General features: G+C 66.1%; 16 protein-coding genes. 3 read left to right on the forward strand and 13 right to left on the reverse strand.

Annotation, left to right across the window (positions count from 1 at the left end; genetic code table 11):
• Positions 1–12: 12 nt before the first annotated feature.
• The 11 genes from ABT392_RS00960 to ABT392_RS01010 form a co-directional block, all read right to left on the reverse strand.
• A complete protein-coding gene (locus tag ABT392_RS00960) occupies positions 13–417 on the reverse strand; it encodes a type II secretion system protein (RefSeq protein ID WP_334279157.1) in 405 nt (134 codons plus the stop codon).
• Positions 418–795: 378 nt separating this feature from the next.
• Positions 796–2,031, reverse strand: coding sequence for a type II secretion system F family protein (locus ABT392_RS00965; protein ID WP_395384348.1), 1,236 nt, complete (start codon positions 2,029–2,031; stop codon positions 796–798).
• 22 nt (positions 2,032–2,053) lie between these two features.
• Entirely contained in the window at positions 2,054–3,763 is a 1,710-nt protein-coding gene (locus tag ABT392_RS00970; RefSeq protein ID WP_395384347.1) for a GspE/PulE family protein, read from the reverse strand.
• Between the two features lie 2 nt (positions 3,764–3,765).
• The gene (mshL, locus tag ABT392_RS00975; protein ID WP_395384346.1) at positions 3,766–5,346 is read right to left on the reverse strand and encodes a pilus (MSHA type) biogenesis protein MshL; all 1,581 of its coding nucleotides are present in this window, start codon (positions 5,344–5,346) and stop codon (positions 3,766–3,768) included.
• Positions 5,343–5,729, reverse strand: coding sequence for an MSHA biogenesis protein MshK (locus ABT392_RS00980; RefSeq protein WP_464970877.1), 387 nt, complete (start codon positions 5,727–5,729; stop codon positions 5,343–5,345). Before ABT392_RS00980 ends, mshL begins: the two co-directional genes overlap by 4 nt.
• Entirely contained in the window at positions 5,714–6,352 is a 639-nt protein-coding gene (locus ABT392_RS00985) for a hypothetical protein (protein WP_395384344.1), read from the reverse strand. Before ABT392_RS00985 ends, ABT392_RS00980 begins: the two co-directional genes overlap by 16 nt.
• Complete coding sequence (locus ABT392_RS00990) at positions 6,349–6,960, reverse strand: hypothetical protein (RefSeq protein ID WP_395384343.1); 612 nt, start codon at positions 6,958–6,960, stop codon at positions 6,349–6,351. The genes ABT392_RS00985 and ABT392_RS00990 overlap by 4 nt, the downstream gene beginning before the upstream one ends.
• The gene (locus ABT392_RS00995; protein ID WP_395384342.1) at positions 6,957–7,892 is read right to left on the reverse strand and encodes a hypothetical protein; all 936 of its coding nucleotides are present in this window, start codon (positions 7,890–7,892) and stop codon (positions 6,957–6,959) included. Before ABT392_RS00995 ends, ABT392_RS00990 begins: the two co-directional genes overlap by 4 nt.
• 140 nt (positions 7,893–8,032) lie before the next feature.
• Positions 8,033–10,270, reverse strand: a complete 2,238-nt coding sequence (locus tag ABT392_RS01000; protein WP_334279148.1) for a GGDEF/EAL domain-containing response regulator — start codon at positions 10,268–10,270, stop codon at positions 8,033–8,035.
• 226 nt (positions 10,271–10,496) lie between these two features.
• A complete protein-coding gene (locus ABT392_RS01005; protein ID WP_334279147.1) occupies positions 10,497–12,839 on the reverse strand; it encodes a YgiQ family radical SAM protein in 2,343 nt (780 codons plus the stop codon).
• Positions 12,840–12,928: 89 nt separating this feature from the next.
• On the reverse strand, positions 12,929–13,639 hold the full coding sequence (locus tag ABT392_RS01010) for a TetR family transcriptional regulator (RefSeq protein ID WP_334279146.1): 711 nt from the start codon (positions 13,637–13,639) through the stop codon (positions 12,929–12,931).
• Between the two features lie 161 nt (positions 13,640–13,800).
• On the opposite strand from ABT392_RS01010, the gene ABT392_RS01015 reads away from it, so the two are divergent.
• From ABT392_RS01015 to ABT392_RS01025, 3 genes are read left to right on the forward strand one after another with little or no spacing between them, the layout of a single operon-like run.
• Positions 13,801–15,033: an efflux RND transporter periplasmic adaptor subunit gene (locus ABT392_RS01015; RefSeq protein WP_395384341.1), complete on the forward strand. Its 1,233-nt coding sequence runs from the start codon at positions 13,801–13,803 to the stop codon at positions 15,031–15,033.
• Between the two features lie 21 nt (positions 15,034–15,054).
• Positions 15,055–18,204, forward strand: coding sequence for an efflux RND transporter permease subunit (locus ABT392_RS01020; RefSeq protein WP_395384340.1), 3,150 nt, complete (start codon positions 15,055–15,057; stop codon positions 18,202–18,204).
• Position 18,205: 1 nt separating this feature from the next.
• Positions 18,206–19,573, forward strand: coding sequence for an efflux transporter outer membrane subunit (locus tag ABT392_RS01025; protein WP_334279143.1), 1,368 nt, complete (start codon positions 18,206–18,208; stop codon positions 19,571–19,573).
• A 79-nt stretch (positions 19,574–19,652) separates the two neighbouring features.
• Here ABT392_RS01025 and ABT392_RS01030 read toward each other — a convergent pair whose 3' ends face one another.
• Together ABT392_RS01030 and ABT392_RS01035 are read right to left on the reverse strand one after the other, a co-directional pair.
• Positions 19,653–19,868: a hypothetical protein gene (locus tag ABT392_RS01030; protein ID WP_464970878.1), complete on the reverse strand. Its 216-nt coding sequence runs from the start codon at positions 19,866–19,868 to the stop codon at positions 19,653–19,655.
• Between the two features lie 198 nt (positions 19,869–20,066).
• On the reverse strand, positions 20,067–20,273 hold the full coding sequence (locus tag ABT392_RS01035) for a cold-shock protein (RefSeq protein WP_334279340.1): 207 nt from the start codon (positions 20,271–20,273) through the stop codon (positions 20,067–20,069).
• Positions 20,274–20,329 lie beyond the last annotated feature (56 nt).

The raw sequence follows: 20,329 nt of genomic DNA on the forward strand, positions 1-20,329 counted from the left end.
GGTCCGTCAGGATCAGGTGCCGGCGCCGATGGCGGTGAAGTTGGCGGTGGCCGTGGTGCTGGTCTGCGTCACGGTGCAGACCAGGTTGTCGCCGATATTGGTGATGGGGCCGGCGGCCACGGTGTAGCCGGTCGGCAGGCCGCCTTGCAGCACGGTGCCCACTTCATTGCAGTTGCGGATCTTCACGCACTTGTTGGCGGTCACCACATTGCCCACGACCGCGCAGGAGCCGTAGTTCAAGGACATGGCGCTGTTGGCGGCGCCGGCAACGCCTGCGAGGGCGGCGCTCTTGGCTTCGCTGCCCAGGTCAAAGAACTTGGGCAGGGCGGTGGCCGCCAGCACGCCAAGAATGACGATGACAACGATCAGTTCGATCATCGTGAAACCCTGCTGGGCGGAACGCTTCCGAGTCTTCATGGCTCAACTCCTTGTCTTTTCAACGCGCCGCATGCCGGCGCCTGCTTGGATGCCGACGCCGTGGCGCAGGCTGCTTGCTCAAGCGCCGATGCGGCGCGTTCTTGCGATTGCTTGAACTCCTGACTGGCTTGCCTGCCCTGCGTGCTCAAGTCCCCGAGTCTTGTCAGGGCCACGCTGATCAGTACCGCAGTCACGATGGTGATGATGGCAAATTCCAGCTTCGCTGTGCCACGCTGGCTTGCAAATGCTGGCGCTGCGGCACTTGTTCTCACTCGGCAGGGCAGCAGGCATGGCGCTCGCACAACGCACAAGTCAGTTGTCGGCCGCCCAGGGCTGAGCTTGAACCGCGGGGCGGGAATGTTCAACACCCCCGATGCCTCATCGCTTCATGGCCACACGGCCCAGGTCCCAGATCGGCAGGAACACGCCCAGCGCCAGGATCAGCACCAGCACGCCGAGGAAGACGATGAGGATGGGCTCGATCTGCTGGCCCAGGGTCTTGAGCTCGTACTGCACCTCGTTGCTGTAGAGCGAGCCGACTTCGTCGAGCAGCTCGTCCAGTGCGCCGGTTTCCTCGCCGACCGCAATCATCTGCAGCACCACGGGCGTGAACACGCCGCTGGCCGCCGCCGCGCGCAGGATGGAGTCGCCGCGCTCGACGCTCTCGCGCATCTTCTCGACCTTGCCCTGCATGAACTTGTTGTCCACCGTCTGGGCCACCACGGTCAAGGCCTGCTCCACCGGCACCCCCGCCTTGAGCGACAGGCTCAGGGAGCGCGTCATGCGCGCCAGCATGCCCTTCTTGACGATCTTGCCGGCCAGCGGGAGCTTCAATTTCTTCTCGTCCCACCAGACTCGACCGACCTCGGTCGCGGTCCAGCGCCTCCACAGAAAGAAGGCGACCACGGCTGCGATGCCGATCAGCCAGCCGTACTTGATCGTGAACTCGGACGTGCCCAGCAGCAGGCGAGTGGCCAGCGGCAGCTCGGCATTGAAGCTCTTGAACACGCCGGCAAAGGCCGGGATCACCATGGTGTTGATCACGCCGATGGCGATGGCCATGGCAATGCCGACGAACATCGGATAGCGCAGCGCGGCCTTGACCTGCTGGCTCATGAAGAGCTCGAACTCCAGATGGCTGTACAGGCGCAGCAGCACCTCGTCGAGCTTGCCGGTCATCTCTCCCACACGCACCAGCGCGACATAGAAGCCGCTGAACACGCCGGGATGCTGGGCCAGCGAGGTGGAGAAATCGATGCCGGATTCCAGGCTCTGGCGCAGCGCCAGCAGCGTGGCCTTGAGGCGCAGGTGCGTGGCCGATTCCTGCAGCCCGGCCAACGCGCGCAGTATGGGCACGCCCGAGCGCAGCAAGGTGTGCAGCTGCCGGCTCATCAGCATTAGGTCGACGGTGCCGACCGGCGGAATGGTCCAGCGCTCGAACAGCTTGGCCAGGCTCAGGTCTTCGCTGCTGCTGGGCCTTCCGGTCGGCTTGATGCTGACCGGCATGTGGCCGCGGCCGCGCAGGAGTTCGGCGACCTCGCCCGGATTGGCAGCCTCCAGCACGCCGCTGATCGCGTCAGCGCCGCTGCGTGCGGTGTAGGCGAAGTGCGGCATGGCGACTGCTGTTCCCGTTCAATCAGTCCATCTGGCTGGAGACGCTCATCGCGTCGGCCACCGAGGCGCGACCGGCCAGCGCCAGGGCCAGCGCTTCCTTCGCGAGCGTGCGGCCCTGCATCTGCGCGCGGGCCACGTCGGCCACCAGGTTCGGGTCTTCCTGATTGATGGCCTGGATCATGTCGCGGTCCATCTCCAGGAACTCATAGACGCCCATGCGGCCGGTGTGGCCGGTGTGGTTGCACTTGGCGCAGCCGGGGCTGTGTCGCAGGCCCGAGATGTCGGGCTCGGCCTCGCCGGAGAGCGCGCGCAGCCAGGCCATCTCGTGCGCGTCGGGCCGGTAGGGCGTGGCGCAATGCGGGCACAGCACGCGCACCAGGCGCTGCGCCAGCACCAGTTGCAAGGAGGTGGCCACCATGAAGTGCGGCACGCCCATGTCGATCAGGCGCACCGGCGTCGAAGCCGCATCGTTCGTGTGCAAGGTGGACAGCACCATGTGGCCGGTCATGGCGGCGCGCAGGCCGATCTCGGCCGTTTCAAGGTCGCGCATTTCGCCGACCAGGATGATGTCCGGATCCTGGCGCAGGGCCGCGCGCAGCACGCGGCCAAAGCTCAGGTCGATCTTCTCCATCACCTGCACCTGGTTGATGCCGGGCAGCCGGTACTCGACCGGGTCTTCCACGGTGATGATCTTGCGGCCGGTGCTGTTGAGCTCGTTCAGCGCCGCATACAGCGTGGTGGTCTTGCCGCTGCCGGTGGGGCCGGTGACCAGCACCATGCCGCTGGGCTTGTGGATGGCCCGATGGATGGCCTGCGCCACATGCGGCGGCAGGTTCAGGGCCGGCAGGCTCAAGAGGCCGCCGCTCTGGCTGAGCAGACGCATGACCACCGACTCGCCGTACTGCGTGGGCATGGTCGAAAGGCGCACGTCCACCGCGCCGCTCTTGAGCTTGACGGCGAAGCGGCCGTCCTGCGGCAGGCGGCGCTCGGAGATGTCGAGGCCCGACATCAGCTTGAGCCGCAAGGCCACGGCGCCGGCAATCTTGGGGTCAGACTCGGTCTGCACATGCAGCACGCCGTCGATGCGGTAGCGGATGCGCAGGCTTTTTTCCTGCGGCTCGATGTGGATGTCGGAGGCGCGCACGCGCAGCGCTTCCTCGAACATCGACAGCAGCAGCCGCACAACCGGTGCGTCTTCAGCGCCCGTCGCGTTCAAGCCGAGCAGGTCGCCGAGGTCCACCTCGACGCTGGCCAGCTCGCTGCCGAGCTGCTTGGCCAGGCCGGCAATTTCGCCCGCGCCCTGGTAGGCCGCATCCATGGCGGCAAGCAAGGGCGTTTCGGCCACCACAACGAGGTCGAACTCGCGCTTGATCAGGCGTGTCAGCTCGTCATAGGCATTGATGTCGCTGGGGTCGGCCATGCCGACCATCACCACGCCACCGCTTTCCTGCAGTGGCAGGGCGCGCAGGCGGCGGGCCTGCACCTCGGGAAGCAGGCGCGCGATCTCGGGCCGCACCGTGCGACGGGCCAGGTCGACGAAGGGGATGCGCAACTGCTTGCCCAGCGCCTGCGCGATCTGCTCTTCGGTGACCCAGCCGTTGTCGATGATGACGCGGCCCAGCTTGCGGCCGCTGCTGCGCTGGTCGGCCAGCGCTTCATTCAACTGCTCGGCCGTGATCAGGGCCTGCTGGACCAGCAGGTCGCCGAGGCGGACTCGTTCTGGTCTTGCCATCTTCAGTTGCTCTTCGGGGCTTCGGGCGCGGTCAGGGTGGATTCAGGCCAGCCTTGGCCATCGGCCGAGATGATGGTCGGCTTCATCAGGATCACCAGTTCGCGCTTCTTGTTGACATCGGCACTCTGGCGGAACAGGCCGCCAAGCAGTGGGATCTTGGAGACGAGCGGCAGGCCGGCGCGGTCGGTCGTGGTGACCTGCTGCATCAGGCCGCCGATGGCCACGATCTGGCCATCGCGCACGCGCACGATGGAATCGGTTTCGTTCACCGAGGACGAAGCCAGCGGCAGGCGGAAGGAGCCCAGCGTGCCCAGGTCCAGGTTCTTGGTGCGCTCGGTCACGGTGCTGATGGCCGGATGCACATGCAGCATCACATTGCCGTCTTCATCGATCTGCGGCGTCACGTCCAGTGCGATGCCGCTGAAGAAGGGCGTCAGCGTGAGCGACGGCGAAGGCACGCTGTTGCTGTTGGTGCCGGTCTGCGTCGTCGTCGTGGTCAGGCCGGTGACGAAGAGCTCGTCGGTACCGACCTTGAGCACGGCTTTCTGGTTGTTCAGCGTGGCGATGCGCGGGCTGGACAGCACATGGGCCTTGCCCTGTGACTCGAGGAAGTTCAGCAGCGAGGAGAAGTTCCTGGTCTGCAAGGCCAGGCCATAGAAGCCCTTGCCGATGGCGCTGGTCTGGACCGTGCCGCCGGCCGTCACCTGGTTGCCCGCACCGTCGCTGAAGGCGCCGCTGCTGTTGAGCGTGACGCCCGGCGCGCCAACGCCGATGGTGGCGCGCAGCCGACCGTCGAGCAGGCTGCTGGCGAATGCGTTCCAGTTGACGCCGGCCTGCGCGTCTTCGTTGAGCTCGACCTCGATGATCTTGGCTTCCAGCATCACCTGGCGTTCGATGCTCAGCTGGATCGCCTTCAGGTACTGCTCGACCTGGCGCAGCTCCATCGGCGTGGCGCGCACGACGATCACGCCGGCAGACGGATTCAGGACCACGCTGCGCTTGTCAGCGGTACCGACCAGCGCGTTCAAGGAGTTCTGCACCTCGCGCCAGAAGTCGGCGTCCGACGTCGTCCGCACATGGGCGCTGTCGTCCTGGCGCTGGCCTTGCTGGCCGTTGTTGCCGCCATTGCCGTTCGACTGGTTGTTGCCCTGCTGGCCGTTCTGGCCGTTCTGCCCGGTCTGCGCCACGGTGATGGCGCTGGAGGTCACGCGCAGATCGCTGGCGCCCTGGCGGCGGCCGGGCAGGTAGTTGATCTTGAACAGCCGCGTCTGCACGGTGTTGGGCTGCACAAAGATGCGCTTGCCGGCCACACGGAAGTCGTAGCCATAGAGCTCGCGCAGGCTTTCCAGCGCCTCCAGCACCGTGGTGTCGCGCAGCGTGATCGAGACCTGGCCGCTCAGCTCGGGCGAGATCAGGATGTTGTAGCCGGTGCCGGCGCCCAGTTGCGAGAACACCTGCGCGGCCGGCGCGTTGCTGATGGAGAGGTCGAAGCGGGGCTCCGGGTCTGCCGCGAGCACCTGCGGGCTCGTGACCAGCAGGCTCAGGGCCAGAGCAGCGCTCAGCAGGCTTGTCTTCTTTTTCATTTGTTCTCCTTGGTGGCGCTTGACTTGCGCACACCGGGATTCAGGCGGAGCCATTGATCGGGGCCTCGGCCGACGCGCATCAGCACGCCTTCCTCGCTGATGGCCAGCACGCTGGCTTCGCCGACGCGGTCACCGATGCGGACCAGCTTGTCGTCGATCAGCGCCAGCGGCGGCAGGTCCTTGCCCAGGCGCAGCGCCTGCAGTTCGGGCGCCTTTGGCGCGACAGGCGCCGAAGCCGGCTTGGCATTGGTGGCTGGTGCGCTGGCAGCCAGGGCGGCGGGCGGGCGCGTGGGGTCGGCCAGCAAAGCCTGGGCCTGGGCTTGCCCAAGCGCGCCGAGCAGGATCAGCAGGAGGCTGGCCTTGTTCATCAGAGTTCCAGCCATTGCTTGTCCTGGCTCAGGGTGTAGACGCGCAGTGTCAGCGCCAGGCGCGGATGCTGTTCGGCGTTGAGGCTCATGCCACCCCATAGCAGGCGTTGCGGCAGGGCCTGCAAGGCTTGCATATAGGCGAGCAGTTCGCCATAGCTGCCTTCGACCACCAGCTCGACGCCGTGGCGATAGAGGGGTGTGGCGCCACTGCCGGTGTTGAGCTCGGTACGCGCCAGGTTCTGCATGCTGCGCAGCTTGAGCCCGGCGTTCTGGCGTATCACCGCGTCAAGCACGCCGACCATCTCGTTGGCATGGACCAATTGGCCACCGCGCTCGGCCAGCTTGGCTTCAGCCGTGCGCAGGCGCTGCTGCCAGTCCTGCAGCTCGCGCCGCTGGCCTTGCACCAGCTCTTCAAGCTGGCGCTGGCGCTGGCTCGAGGCCTCGCGCAGCTGGGCCACCGCCGCGGCCGCCAGGCGGTGTTGCTCGGCCTGGGCTTTCCATTCGCGGTAGGCCGGCGTCAGCCAGATCGAGTCGGCCGCCAGAACCAGCACGGCCAGGGCCGCACCCAGCATCAGGAGGCGCTCGCGCTGCGGCCGCGCATCGAAGCGCTCGCGCCAGGCCTTGATCTTCGCGATCATTGTTTCGCTCCCTCGGTGCCGGCGGTGGCCAGCAGGAGGAACTCGCTGAAGGACTCACCGGCCTTGACGCTCAACTGCGCAAAGCTGCGGCCCCGGAACAACGACTCTTCATTCAGGCGGCGCAGGTAGTCGGGCAGGGCGCGGGCGTCGCTCATGCGGCCCTGCAACTCCAGCTGACCATCGGGCAGCACCTTGAAGCCGGTGATCCACAAGGCGTTGCCGCCCTTCGCACCCTGGCGCGACAGGGCCAGCAGATAGTCGGCATAGCCTTCGGTGCGGCCGGCACCGCCGTTGCTCAGCACCTGCTGCAATTGATGCAGCGCGGCCTCTTCCTGGCGCAAGGCATTCAACTGCAGGCCTTGTGCATCGGCCGTGGCTTGCAAGGGCAGCGGTCGTGTCACGTGTGCCTGCATGTCCGGCAGGCTCTGCTGCAAGGCTGCGGCCTCGCGGGCCTGTTCTGCGGCAGCCCAGCGCAGGGCGAAGCCGGCCGCCAGCAGGCCCAGTGAAATCACGGCGATGCCAATCAGTCCCTGGGTGGCCGTGTAGCGCGCCTTGGGCGGCAGCAGGCTCGCATCGAGCAGATTGATGTGCTGAACACTCATGCTCATGCCGGCTCACCCCGCAAGGTGGCGCCGATGGCGACCAGGTACGCAGCCTGGATCAGCGGGTCGGCGGCCAGCTCCGGCGCGGCCGAGAGGTCGAGTGCCTGGTTCAGCTCCAGTGTCTGCACCGGCACATAGAGCAGCTCGCGCACATAGGCCATGAAGTCTTCCAGCGCCTGGCCCGGTGCCACCAGCACGCGCGCCAGGCTGACCTGGGTGAAGCTGCGCTCGAAGCCGTCCAGCGTGCGCTGCAGTTCGAGGCTGGTGCGCTCGAAGGCTTGCTGGCGCAGGTCGGCATCGGCATGCGTGAGGCCGGCGAGGTTGGCATCCATCTGGCGCGACAGCAGCAGCTCGCCGCCGGCCGTCACGACCAGGCTGCTGTGGCTTTCGCCGACATGGAGCAAGGCCTGACCCCGGCCCGGCTCCTCCAGCAGGCCGCTGATATTGCGCAGGGCAGTTTCGGCCACGTCGATGGCTGTCAGTGGTGTGCCGGCCTGCTGGGCTTGCGTGACCATGGGCTGCAGATGCGCACGCGGAGCCGCCACGGCAATCAGCCCCGGCTTGCGGCGCTGGGCGGCGTCGGCAGGAATCTCGAGCACATCGAGCGCCGCCGTATCGACCGGGAAATCCACGCGCTCCTGCAGCAGCCAGCGGGTGGCGTCCTTCCAGTCGGGCCGTGGCACATCGGGCGCATCCATGGTCACGACCTGGTACTGGCTGCGTTCCAGCACGGCTACCACGCGGCGCTGATGCAGCTCGCGCACCGACTTGAGCGCGCGCAGGCCGGCTGCAGGGTCGGCCCAGTCCTGCTCGGCCACCCAGCTCAGTCGAGGCTTCTGGCCAGCCGCGGCTTCAACACAAGCCAGGCGGGCCAGGCCGCGCCCGGGCGCAAGGGCGACCCAGCCGGGGAGTTGTCGTTGACGGCTGAATAGAGGCAAGGCAGGCGTCCGCTCAAATTGAAGAATTGATTGTCAAAGCCCGAAGTTCGTTGCTCGTCCAAGAAACAGGTGGCACGGCATGTCCATTTCGGCCTCGGACAGCACGGCGGCCCCAGTTCCGTGAACTCCGCACGTCGCGTTCAGAGCGGCTCTTTGCGCAGCCAGCGCTCCAGCTGGTCGGCCGGTACTGGGCGGGCAAACAGATAGCCCTGACCTTCCAGGCAGCCCAGGGCCAGCAACTGCTGGCGTTGTTCTTCGGTTTCGATGCCTTCGGCGATCACGCGCAGGCCCAGGCTGCGGCCCAGGTTGATGACCATCTGTGCAATCGTCGAGCCGGCGCTGGAGACCTGGGCCTCGCGCACGAAGGCCCGGTCAATCTTGAGCCGGTCGACCTCGAGCTGGCGCAGCTGGCTCAGCGAGGAGAAGCCGGTACCGAAATCGTCGATGGCCACCGTTGCGCCGGTGCGCTTGATCGAGGCGAGCAGGCCCATCACCAGGTCGGCGTCTTCCATTGCCATGGACTCGGTGATCTCGAGCTCGAGATTGTTCGGATTGACCTCGGTATCGCGCAGCGCCGCGTTCAGCGTCTCGATGAAGCCGGCATGGCGGAACTGCGCCAGCGAGATGTTCACGCACATGCGGAAGTCGGTCCAGCCTTGTTCTTCCAGGCGCTTCAACTGATGGCAGGCGGTGCGCAGCACGAATTCACCGATGCTGACGATCAAGCCGCTCTGTTCAGCCAGCGGAATGAACTGGTCGGGCGGCACAAACTTGCCTTCTTCGGTGCGCCAGCGCAGCAAGGCCTCGGCACCGAGGGCCCGGCCGCTTTCCATGTCGACCTGCGGCTGGTAGACGACGAAAAGCCGGTTGTCTTCGAAGCCGGCGCGCAGGCCCTTGAGCAGCTTGAAGCGCTCGCGCGCGTCCGTGCCCATGGCCGGCGAGAAATACTGCGAGCTGCCGCGGTGCTGCTGCTTCGCCCGCTTCAGCGCAATCTGGGCGTCGAGCAGCAACTCGGAGCCGACCGACGAGGACTCGGACAGCCGCACGAGGCCCGTGGTGGCCGAGAGCTGCAGCCTTTCGCCATCGACCTCGAAGGGCTCGAAGAACACGCCGGTGATCGCATCGCCATTGACGATTTCTTCCGGGCCCATCAGGCCGAAGGCATCGGCGGCCACGCGGGCCATCGAGGTGTTCAGGCCCAGCGACTCCGACAGGCGTGCCACCACGGCCTGCAGCACCTGGTCACCGAAGTGGTGGCCGAAGGCGTCGTTGATGTCGGAGAAGTCGTCGATGTCGATCAGAGCCAGGCAGATGCCCACCGGGTCCTTGAGGTTGCGCTCCATCAGTTCGATGAAGCGGGTGCGGTTGGGCAGGCGCAGCAGCTGGTCGTTGTAGGCCTGGTCCATCAGCTGGCTGTAGAGCAGCACGTTTTCCAGGCCTGTGATGATGTTGGCCGAGAACGCGCGCAAGAGCTGGCGTTCGACCTGGTCGAGCTGGCGGGGCAGTTCGATCAGCGCCACCATGCCGCGGCCGCTGGCGCCGCCGAAGTAGAGGCACAGGCTGTCGCCTTCCAGGGTTTCGCGCTGCTTGACGCACAGCTGCACGCGCTCGCGCACCTCGACGACGGGCACCTCTTTCAAGGCCATGTCGATCATGCTGGCGTACTGGCCGGCCGAGGCCACCACACGCCAGGGCCCGCCAGCGTCTTCATTCATCTGCGCGCAGACCAGGCCGGCCGGCAGCACGCCCAGGACCTGGCAGATCTGGCTCAGCACGCCATCGGCGAAGTGAGACAGCCCGCGCAGGCGGCTCAGCTCGGTGCTGGCCTGCACGATCATCTCCAGGCCGTGGCGCGCCGACTCCAGCGCCTGGATCTGGCGGTACGAGCGGATGGCCGCGGTCAGCACCGTGTAGAGCCGGGTGCGGGTCAGCTCCGACTTGGTCTTGTAGTCATTGATGTCAAAGGCCCGCACCGTCTCGATCTCGGGCGCATAGCCGGGCTGGCCGGTGCGCAGGACGATTCGCACCGCGTGCTGGTCCAGGTCATGGCGAATGCAGCGCACCAGCTGCAGGCCGGCGTCCTCGCTCTCCATCACCACGTCGAGCAGGACGACCGCCAGGTCGCGCTCGCGCGACATCAGGTCGCGCGCCTGGGCGGCCGAACTGGCATGGAGAAATTGCAGCGGGCGGCCTTCGATCTGCAGGCCTTGCATGGCCAGCTCGGTGGCCTTGTGCACGTCGCTGTCGTCATCAACGATCAGTACCCGCCAGGGGTGGGCCGATGCTTCTGCCGCCGCCGCGTCGTCCCCTTCCAGGAACTCGAGCACATCGTCATCGCCAGGACTCTCAGTGATCTCGCTGCTTTGTTGATCGGACATGAGGCTTACCGTTGTCGACCCTGCTCGAGTCGAGACTGCTGTCTGTTCCCGGCCCTGAGGTTTCAGGCCAGGCTATTGGCGATTTCGTGGTTATAGACGATATGCGGGAAGCTGGGCTTGCGGGTTGAGGGCTTGCCCGCATGAAAGTGCAAATCATGCGGCGAAGCCCCGGCTTTGATGGGACAGGTGTAGGCAGGCCGCGACGCTTGGCGCGCGGCGGTCGGAGTCAACGAGACTTTTTGCCGCGTACGGCTGCGGGGCGGCTGGCGCTGCCCGTCTCCCGTGGAGGCAGGCCCGTGTGCGAGGTCAGCATGCGGCCGCGCGGTGGGCGCGAGGGCTGCATGGAGGCTTTGCCCGGAACCTTCGCGACCGTGGGCTTGGCCGATGAGCCAGCCACGGTCGAGTTCTTGCGGCGCGCGCTCTCGTACGCGCCGTCGGTCGTCGGTTGATAGGTCGGAATCAGGTGGTGCTTGCCGTTGCCGATCAGGTCTGACCGGCCCATGGCCTTCAAGGCCTCGCGCAGCAGCGGCCAGTTGTTGGCATCGTGATAGCGCAGGAAGGCCTTGTGCAGACGGCGGCGGCGGTCGCCGCGGACGATGTCCACGGTCTCGCTGTCGCGTGTGACTTTCCTCAAGGGGTTCTTGTTCGAGTGGTACATGGCCGTGGCCGTGGCCATGGGGCTCGGGTAGAAGGTCTGCACCTGGTCGGCGCGGAAGCCGTTGCGCTTGAGCCAGATCGCCAGGTTCATCATGTCCTCGTCCGAGGTGCCTGGGTGTGCGGCGATGAAGTAGGGAATCAGGTACTGCTTCTTGCCCGCGGCCTCGCTGGCCTGCTCGAACAACTGCTTGAACTTGTCGTAGGTGCCGATGCCCGGCTTCATCATCTTCGAGAGTGGGCCGCCCTCGGTGTGCTCGGGCGCAATCTTCAGGTAGCCGCCCACGTGGTGGGTGACCAGCTCCTTGATGTACTCGGGGCTCTTGATCGCCAGGTCGTAGCGCAGGCCCGAGCCGATCAGGATCTTCTTGACGCCCTTCAAGGCCCGCGCGCGGCGGTACATCTTGATCAGCGGATCGTGGTTGGTGTTGAGATTGGGGCAGATGCCCGGATAGACACAGCTCGGCTTGCGGCAGGCGGCCTCGATCTCCGGGCTCTTGCAGCCGATGCGGTACATGTTGGCCGTCGGGCCGCCGAGGTCGGAGACCACGCCGGTGAAGCCCTTGACCTTGTCGCGCATCTCCTCGATCTCGCGGATCACGGAGTCTTCGCTGCGGCTCTGGATGATGCGGCCTTCATGCTCGGTGATCGAGCAGAAGGTGCAGCCGCCAAAGCAGCCGCGCATGATGTTCACGCTGAAGCGGATCATTTCCCAGGCCGGGATCTTGGTCGCGCCTTCATGGCTGCCGGCTTCGTCCGCATAGCTCGGGTGTGGCGAGCGGGCGTAGGGCAGGTCGAAGACGTGGTCCATCTCGTCGGTCGAGAGCGGGATCGGCGGCGGGTTGATCCAGAGGTCGCGGTCGCCATGCTTCTGTACCAGCGCGCGGGCGTTGCCGGGGTTGGTCTCGAGATGCAGCACGCGGTTGGCGTGGGCGTAGAGCACCGGGTCGCTCTTGACCTGCTCGTACGCGGGCAGGCGGATCACGGTCTTTTCGCGCGGCGGCAGGGCGATCTTGCCGGTGCGGTGGATGGTGATCGGCTTGGAGCCGTCAGGCAGGGTGCCGGTGTTGTCGCCAGCCTCGTTCTTCGAGCAGGAAGCGCCCTGGTCGGCTGCCGTCTCTTCGATGGTCTGGTAGGGGCTGATCAGGTCGTCGATGCGGCCCGGGGTGTCCACCGTCGTCGAGTCGAGCTGGAACCATTCATGCGAGGTCGCGTCGTCGGTGCGGCGCATGAAGGCGGTGCCGCGAACATCGGTGATGCTCTCGATGGGCTTGCGGGCAGCCAGGCGGTGCGCGATCTCGATGATGGCGCGCTCGGCATTGCCGTAGACCAGCAGGTCGGCCTTGGCGTCCACGAGGATGGAGCGGCGGACCTTGTCCTGCCAGTAGTCGTAATGCGCGATGCGGCGCAGTGAGGCTTCGATGCCGCCGATGACGATGGGCACGGAAGCGTAAGCTTCCTTGCAGCGCTGCGTGTAGACCAGCGTCGCCCGATCCGGCCGCTTGCCGCCTTCGCCGCCGGGCGTGTAGGCGTCGTCGCTGCGGATCTTGCGGTCCGCCGTGTAGCGGTTGATCATCGAATCCATATTGCCGGCGGCGACACCGAAGAACAGATTCGGCTTGCCCAGCGCCTTGAAGGGCTCGGCGCTCTGCCAGTCGGGCTGGGCAATGATGCCGACGCGGAAACCCTGGGCCTCCAGCGTGCGGCCGATCACGGCCATGCCGAAGCTCGGATGGTCCACATAGGCATCGCCGGTGACGATGATGATGTCGCAGCTGTCCCAGCCGAGTTGCTCCATTTCTGCCCGGCTCATGGGCAGGAACGGCGCCGGCCCGAAGCGCTTGGCCCAGAAGGGGCGGTAGGCGGTCAGGGCTTTCGAGGGCTTGGGCGGTTGGATGGCGGGATGTGCGGACACGGCGTGCTTCTTTCGCGTAACCCGCTATTGTCCTTGACCTCGGGCAAACCCGGGCAAGGATCTGTCAATGCCGTCCGGACAGCCAGTGATTAATTCGACGCGACGCTGCGCCGGCACAGGCCCTGCTGGCCCAGGCGGGCGGTCTCTTCCGCTGTCAAGGGAGGCAGCAACGGGCCGCTTCGCTTGGCCAGGCTGGTCAGGAAACCCTCGACCGACGCCTGGCCCACGGCCACCAGGTCGAAGGCGCCGGGCTCCAGAATCCATTGATGCAGCAGGCCGTCGACCAGGGCAACCAGGGCAATGGCCGCGACATCGCTGTTGGTGCCCGCTGGCAATTGCCCCGCCGCGATGGCCTGCTCGAAGGCGCTGCGATTCTGGGCGCGCCAGTCGCGGTGGGCGCTGAGCTTGCGTTCCTGCAAGGCCTGCATCTCGCCGCTGTACTCGACCTTGGTCATGGCGATCTCGAACACCCGGCGCGTGCGCTCGTTGTGCATCGCCGAGAAGAACACATTGACCAGGCCCCAGCGCAGCTCGGCGAGGCTCAACACGGCTTCTCCCGGAAAGGCGAGCGAGGGCTGCATGCCTTCTTCCAGCGGCATGGTGGCGCGGTCCATCATGGCTTCGAAGAGCTCGGCCTTGTCCTTGAAGTGCCAGTAGATGGCGCCACGGGTGACCTGGGCCTCTTCGGCAATGTGCTGCAAGGAGGTGCTGGCCACGCCGCGGGCATGGAACAAGCGCTCCGCCGCATCGAGGATGCTGGCGCGCGTTTCCTGCGCTTCCTGTTTGGTCTTCCGTGCCATGGGCCTGCATTCTAAAGGGGTTTACATACATACGCGAATGTATGTATATACTCCGGGCCAACCCTAGACCCGAATCAAGACCTTGTCGAAACTGGCGAGGCCTGCCCGTCGTCATCGTGACCGTCATCAAGAAGCCCCTAGCTCAGGACAGCAAGAACATCATGCAAGCCAGAAGCGTTCCCCAACAAGCCCTCAGCCTGCGCGCGCAGGCCCTCTATCTCCTGCCCCTGGTCGTCGCGGTTGCCGCGGCCCTGACCGGCTGCGGTGGCGGCAATGCCCAGGCGCAGGGTGGTCCGGGCGGCATGCCGCCGCCGGCGGTTGGTGTTGTCACCACCGCCCTGCAGCCCGTGGCGCTGCAGACCGAGCTTCCCGGCCGGGTCGAGGCGATCCGTACCGCCCAGGTCCGTGCCCGCGTCAATGGCGTGGTCCTGAAGCGCCTGTTCACCGAAGGTGCCGAGGTCAAGGCCGGCCAGGCCCTGTTCCAGATTGATGCCGCTCCCTATCAGGCCGCGCTTGAGAGCGCTCAAGCAAATCTGGCCAAGGCGCAAGCCAATCTGAACCAGGCAGCGGCGCAAGCGGATCGCAACAAGCCCCTGGTCGAGGCGCGTGCCATCAGCCAGCAGGAATATGTGGTGAGCGTGGCCGCTGCCAAGGCTGCCGAAGCTGACGTCGCGGCCGCCAAGGCCGCCGTGACCAGCGCCCGGCTGAACGTGGACTACGCCCACGTCACCGCACCGATCTCCGGCCGCATCGGCCGCGCGCTGGTGAGCGAAGGCCAGTTGGTCAGCGCTGCCGAAGCCACGCAGCTGGCCCTGATCCAGCAGACCTCGGCCGTCTATGTGAACTTCACCCAGTCCGCGAATGAAGTGCAGCAACTGCGCCGCGCCATGGCCAAGGGCTCGGTGCGCGGTGCCGGCGCCACCGCGACGCAAGTGCGCGTGGTGCTGGACGACGGCACCGAGATGGCCAAGCCCGGCAAGCTCCTGTTCACCGACCTGAGCGTCGATGCCAGCTCCGGCCAGGTGCAACTGCGCGCCGAAGTGCCGAACGCCGACGGCAGCCTCCTGCCCGGCCAGTATGTGCGCGTGCGCCTCTCACAAGCCGAAGTGCCGGCCGGCATCCTCTTGCCACAGCAGGCCGTGACCCGCGCCGCCAGCGGCGACACCGTGCTGGTGGTGGGTGCCGACAGCAAGCCCACGCCGCGCCAGGTCAAGATCAGCGCCGCCCAGGGCAACCAATGGCTGGTGGTCGATGGCCTGAAGCCGGGCGAGCAAGTGATTGCCGACGGCTTCCAGAAGATGTTCGTGCCCGGCGCACCGGTCAAGCCGGTGCCTTGGTCGCCTGCCGGCTCCGCGCCTGCTGCACCCGCCGCACCTGCTGCTGCCAGCCGCTAAGCCGCGAAGGATCGAATCGTCATGGCACGTTTCTTCATCGACCGCCCAGTCTTTGCCTGGGTGCTGGCCCTGTTCATCCTGGTGTTCGGCGCCGTCGCCATCACCAAGTTGCCGGTGGCCCAATATCCGACAGTGGCGCCGCCTTCGCTGGTGATCTCCACCGTCTATCCCGGCGCCTCGGCCAAGACCCTGGACGAAAGCGTCATCTCCGTCATCGAGCAGGAGCTCAATGGCGCGCCCGGCCTGGCCTATCTCGAGGCGGTCAGCCAGGCCAACGGTACCGGTGCGATCACCGTGACCTTCGAGCCGGGCACCAACATCGACCTGGCCCAGGTCGAGATCCAGAACCGCCTCGGCCGCGCCACGCCGCGCCTGCCGGCAGCGGTGACTCAGCAGGGTGTCCGCGTCGACAAGGCGCGCAACAACTTCCTGCTCTTCGTGACGCTCTCCAGCGCCGACGGCAAGCTCGACCCGGTGGCCCTGGGCGACTACGCCTCGCGCAACATCATTCCGGAAATCCAGCGCCTGCCCGGCATCGGCCAGGCCCAGCTTTTCGGTACCGAGCGCGCCATGCGCATCTGGCTGGATCCGGCCAAGATGCTCAGCTTCAACATGAGCCCGGCCGAGGTCAATGCCGCGATCCGCGCGCAGAACGCGCTGGTGCCGGCGGGTGCCATCGGCGACCTGCCCAATATCAGCAGCCAGACGATGTCGGCCACCGTCGTCATCAAGGGCCAGCTCGAGAACGCCGACCAGTTCGCCAACATCGTCGTGCGCGCCAATGCCGACGGTTCGACCGTCCGCCTGAAGGACGTCGCCCGCATCGAGCTGGGCGGCCAGGGCTATGGCAGCTACTCGCGCCTGAACGGCAAGCCGGCCACCGGCATCGGCATCCAATTGGCGCCCACGGGCAACGCGCTGGCAGCGGCCACGGCCGTGAAGGAGCGCATGGCCGAGCTCAAGCGCTACTTCCCGGAAGGCGTGGTCTACGCCGTGCCCTACGACTCGTCCAAGTTCGTCAATGTCTCGATCGCGCAAGTGGTCGAGACCCTGATCGAGGCCATCATCCTGGTGTTCCTGGTGATGTTCCTGTTCCTGCAGAACTGGCGCTACACCCTGATTCCGACCCTGGTCGTGCCGATCGCCTTGCTGGGCACCTTTGCACTGATGCTGGCTGCCGGCTTCTCGATCAACGTGCTGACCTTGTTCGGCATGGTGCTGGTGATCGGTATCGTGGTGGACGATGCCATCGTGGTGGTGGAGAACGTCGAGCGCATCATGAGCGAGGAGGGACTCTCCCCCCGCGACGCCACGGTCAAGGCCATGGGCCAGATCTCGGGCGCCATCATCGGCATCACCGTGGTGCTGGTCTCGGTGTTCGTGCCGATGGCCTTCTTCGCCGGCTCGGTGGGCAATATCTACCGCCAGTTCTCGATGGCAATGGTCTCGGCCATCCTCTTGTCCGCGCTGATGGCGCTGACGCTGACGCCGGCGCTGTGCGCCACGCTCCTGAAGCAAGTCGAGGCCGGCCACGCGCATGCCAAGACCGGTTTCTTCGGCTGGTTCAACCGGGGCTTCTCGCGCACGGCCAAGAGCTACGAAGGCTGGGTCGCCAAGCTGCTGAAGAAGAGCGGCCGCATGATGATCATCTACGCTGCCATCTGCGCTGGCGTGGGCTTCCTCTACATGCGCATGCCCACGTCCTTCCTGCCGAACGAAGACCAGGGCTACCTGATCGTCAACGTGCAACTGCCCCCGGGCGCGACGACCAACCGCACCGAGGCCGCCGTCAAGGCCGTCGAAGACTTCATGCTCAAGCAGCCTGAGGTGGAGAACGTCATCGGCGTGATCGGCTTCTCGTTCTCGGGCCAGGGCCAGAACGCCGCCCTGGTGTTCGTGCCCCTGAAGCCCTGGGAGGAGCGCCATGGCCCCGAGCACAGCGCCAGCGCGCTGGCCGGCCGCGCCTTCGGTGCCTTCATGCAGGTGCGCGATGCCTTCATCTATCCGCTGTCGCCCCCGCCGATTCCTGAACTGGGCACGGCCACCGGCTTTGCGCTGCGCCTGCAGGACCGAGCCGGCCTCGGTCACGAAGCCTTGCTGAACGCACGCAACCAGCTGATGGGCATGGCTTCGCAGAGCAAGCTGATCACCGGCATGCGCCCTGACGGCCTGGAGGACGCGCCGCAACTGCAGATCGACATCGACCGCGAGAAGGCCTTCGCCCTGGGCGTGAGCTACGACAACATCGGCGCGGTCATCTCGACGCAGCTCGGTTCGTCGTACGTGAACGACTTTCCGAATGCCGGCCGTCTGCAGCGCGTGGTGGTTCAGGCCGATGCGGCCGCCCGCATGCAGCCGCAGGACCTCTTGAAGCTCAACGTGACCAACAACCAGGGCAAGAGCGTGCCGCTCTCAAGCTTCGCCAGCACGCGCTGGATCAGCGGTCAGATGCAGGCCGTGCGCTACAACGGCTACCCGGCGATGCGCCTGGCCGGCGATGCGGCCCACGGTGCCTCGACCGGCGCGGCCATGGCCGAAATTGAAGCCATGGTGGCCAAGCTGCCGGCTGGCATCGGTTTCGAATGGACCGGCCTGTCGCGTGAAGAAAAGCTGTCGGGTTCGCAGGCCATGGTGCTGCTCCTGTTCTCGCTGCTGGCCGTGTTCTTGTGCCTGGCCGCGCTCTACGAGAGCTGGGCGATCCCGCTGTCGGTGATGCTGGTGGTGCCGCTGGGCCTGCTCGGCGCGCTGGCTGGCGTGACGCTGCGCGACATGCCCAACGACGTCTACCTGAAGGTCGGCCTGATCACCATCATCGGCTTGTCGTCCAAGAACGCGATCCTGATCATCGAGTTCGCCAAGGACCTGCAGGCCCAGGGCAAGAGCCTGATCGAAGCAACGCTGGAGGCTTGCCACCTGCGCTTCCGCCCGATCGTGATGACCTCGGTCGCCTTCATCCTTGGCGTGACGCCGCTGTTCTTCGCCACAGGCGCCGGCTCGGCGAGCCAGCGTGCGATCGGCACCGGCGTACTGTCCGGCATGATCGCCGCGACGGTGCTGGCCGTGATCTTCGTGCCGGTCTTCTTCCTGGTGGTGCGCCGCATCTTCAAGGGCAGTGAACGCCAACGCCATCTGTATGCGCATGACCTCGACGCCAAGCCGGGAGAGCACTGAAATGACAACAAGAAAGATCCTGACCCTGGTCGCGGCCCTGGCCCTGGCCGGCTGCGTGAACCTGGCGCCTGATCACCAGCGCCCGGCTGCTCCGGTGGGCGAGAGCTGGCCGCTGCCTGCCGCCAGCAGCGGCACTGCCGCGCAAGCGCTGGCCTGGCAGACCTACTACTCGGCCGACGCTCGCATGGCCGCGCTGATCGAGCTGGCACTGAAGAACAACCGCGACTTGCGCGTGGCGCTGCTCAATGTCGAGCAGGCGCGCGCGCTGGCCCGGGTGTCGGATGCCAACCGCTGGCCGACGATCTCGGCCGGCTTCGTCAACAGCCGCACGCCGGGCAAGGACGACACGATCACTGGCGCCTACCAGGCCGGCCTGCAGATCAATGCCTATGAGCTCGATCTGTTCGGCAAGGTGAAGAACCAAAGCGATGCCGCCTCGGCGCGCTACCTGGCTTCAGCTGAAGGTGCTCGCGCTGCGCAGATCGCGCTGATTGCCGCTGTGGCGTCGACGCACCTGGCCCTGCAGGCCGACGATGAGCAACTGATGCTGGCCCGCAGCACGGCGGCCACGCGCGCCGACAGCCTGCGCCTGATGCGCCAGAAGTACGACGCGGGTGCCGCTTCGGCTCTTGAGTTGGCAGGGTCCGAGTCGGCCTTGGCCGCAGCCCAGGTGGCTCTGGCGGCTGCCGAGCGTCAGCGCCTGCAGGACGAGAATGCGCTGGTGCTGCTGGTCGGTCAGCCTTTGCCGGCTGCGCTGCCGGCGATGGGCGAGCTCAAGGGCCTGTCTCCGCTGCCAGCTGGCGTGCCTTCCGAGGTGCTGGCCTTGCGTCCGGATGTCTTGCAGGCTGAAGCACAACTGCGCGCGGCAGAAGCCAATATCGGTGCGGCTCGCGCTGCCTTCTTCCCGAGCATCGCGTTGACCACCAGCCTCGGCACGGCCAGCAGCCAGCTGTCTGACTTGTTCAGCAACACCGCCTGGAGCTTTGTCGGCCAGGTGCTGATGCCGATCTTCGATGCCGGCCGGAACCAGGCCAATCTGGCATCGGCCCGGGCGGCGCAAGGCATTGCCGTGGCCCAGTACGAGAAGGCCGTGCAGGTCGCCTTCCGCGAGGTGGCCGATGCCCTGGCGGGCAGCATGACCCTGGACGCCCAGCTGCAAGCGCAAACCCAGCAGACCGAAGCTGAGCAGCAGCGCCTGAAGCTGGTGGAGCTGCGCTTTGCCAATGGCGCGTCGAGCAGCTTCGAGTTGCTCGATGCCCAGCGCGCCAGCTTCGCGGCTCGCCAGGCGCTGGTGCAGGTGCGACTGGCACGAGCGCTCAACAGCGTGCAGCTATACAAGGCACTGGGTGGCGGGGCGGGCAAGCCCTGACCTCGCAAACACACGCCCAAAAGCAAAAAGCGCCTCTTAGCAGGCGCTTTATTTTTATGGAGAGAAAGATCCGTCGTGATCAGTGGGCCAGGGCCCAGGCCTGGCCTTCGCGCACTGCGTATCGCAGGGCGGCGCGAGGGCTTTCGAAGCGCGGCACGAAACGCATGACGCGGTCGTGGCTGGCTTGGCCGTTGCCGGATCGGATCGACACCGCGGCGGTGAAACCACCATCGGTGAGAGGCTTGGTCATCGGTGAGACAAGGTAACGCCCCACCTCAATGCTCTTGTTGTGCATTGTTTTTCCTTGAGGTGTGCGCCTTGAGAAGGAACTGGATATCCGTCTTGGCGCGGTATTGCTATTTGTAGATCTGCGTTTTCAGATTCGCAGTAAACCCGGCAAAAGAGGAGAGCCGGGTGGGGCAGCGTCACCAGGACGCTGCCGATTTTTTTCGCCCGTGAAGGCAGGTGGCGCTCCCGCGCCACCCAGGCCTATTTACAGGCCCTTGATGTTCGCAGCTTGCAGACCCTTGGGGCCTTGCTTGACTTCGAACTCGACTTGCTGGTTTTCAGCCAGGGTGCGGAAGCCGCCACCGTTCTTGATTTCGCTGTGGTGAGCGAACAAGTCCTTGCCGCCATCAGCGGGGGTGATGAAGCCGAAGCCCTTGCCGTCGTCAAACCATTTCACGGTGCCAGTTTGGATCGTCATGATGTGTTCCTTGAAACAAATGTAGATAAACACTCCGCGGCCACAACGGC

It is taken from the genome of Paucibacter sp. JuS9 (assembly GCF_044043925.2).
Taxonomy (GTDB): domain Bacteria; phylum Pseudomonadota; class Gammaproteobacteria; order Burkholderiales; family Burkholderiaceae_C; genus JAUASW01.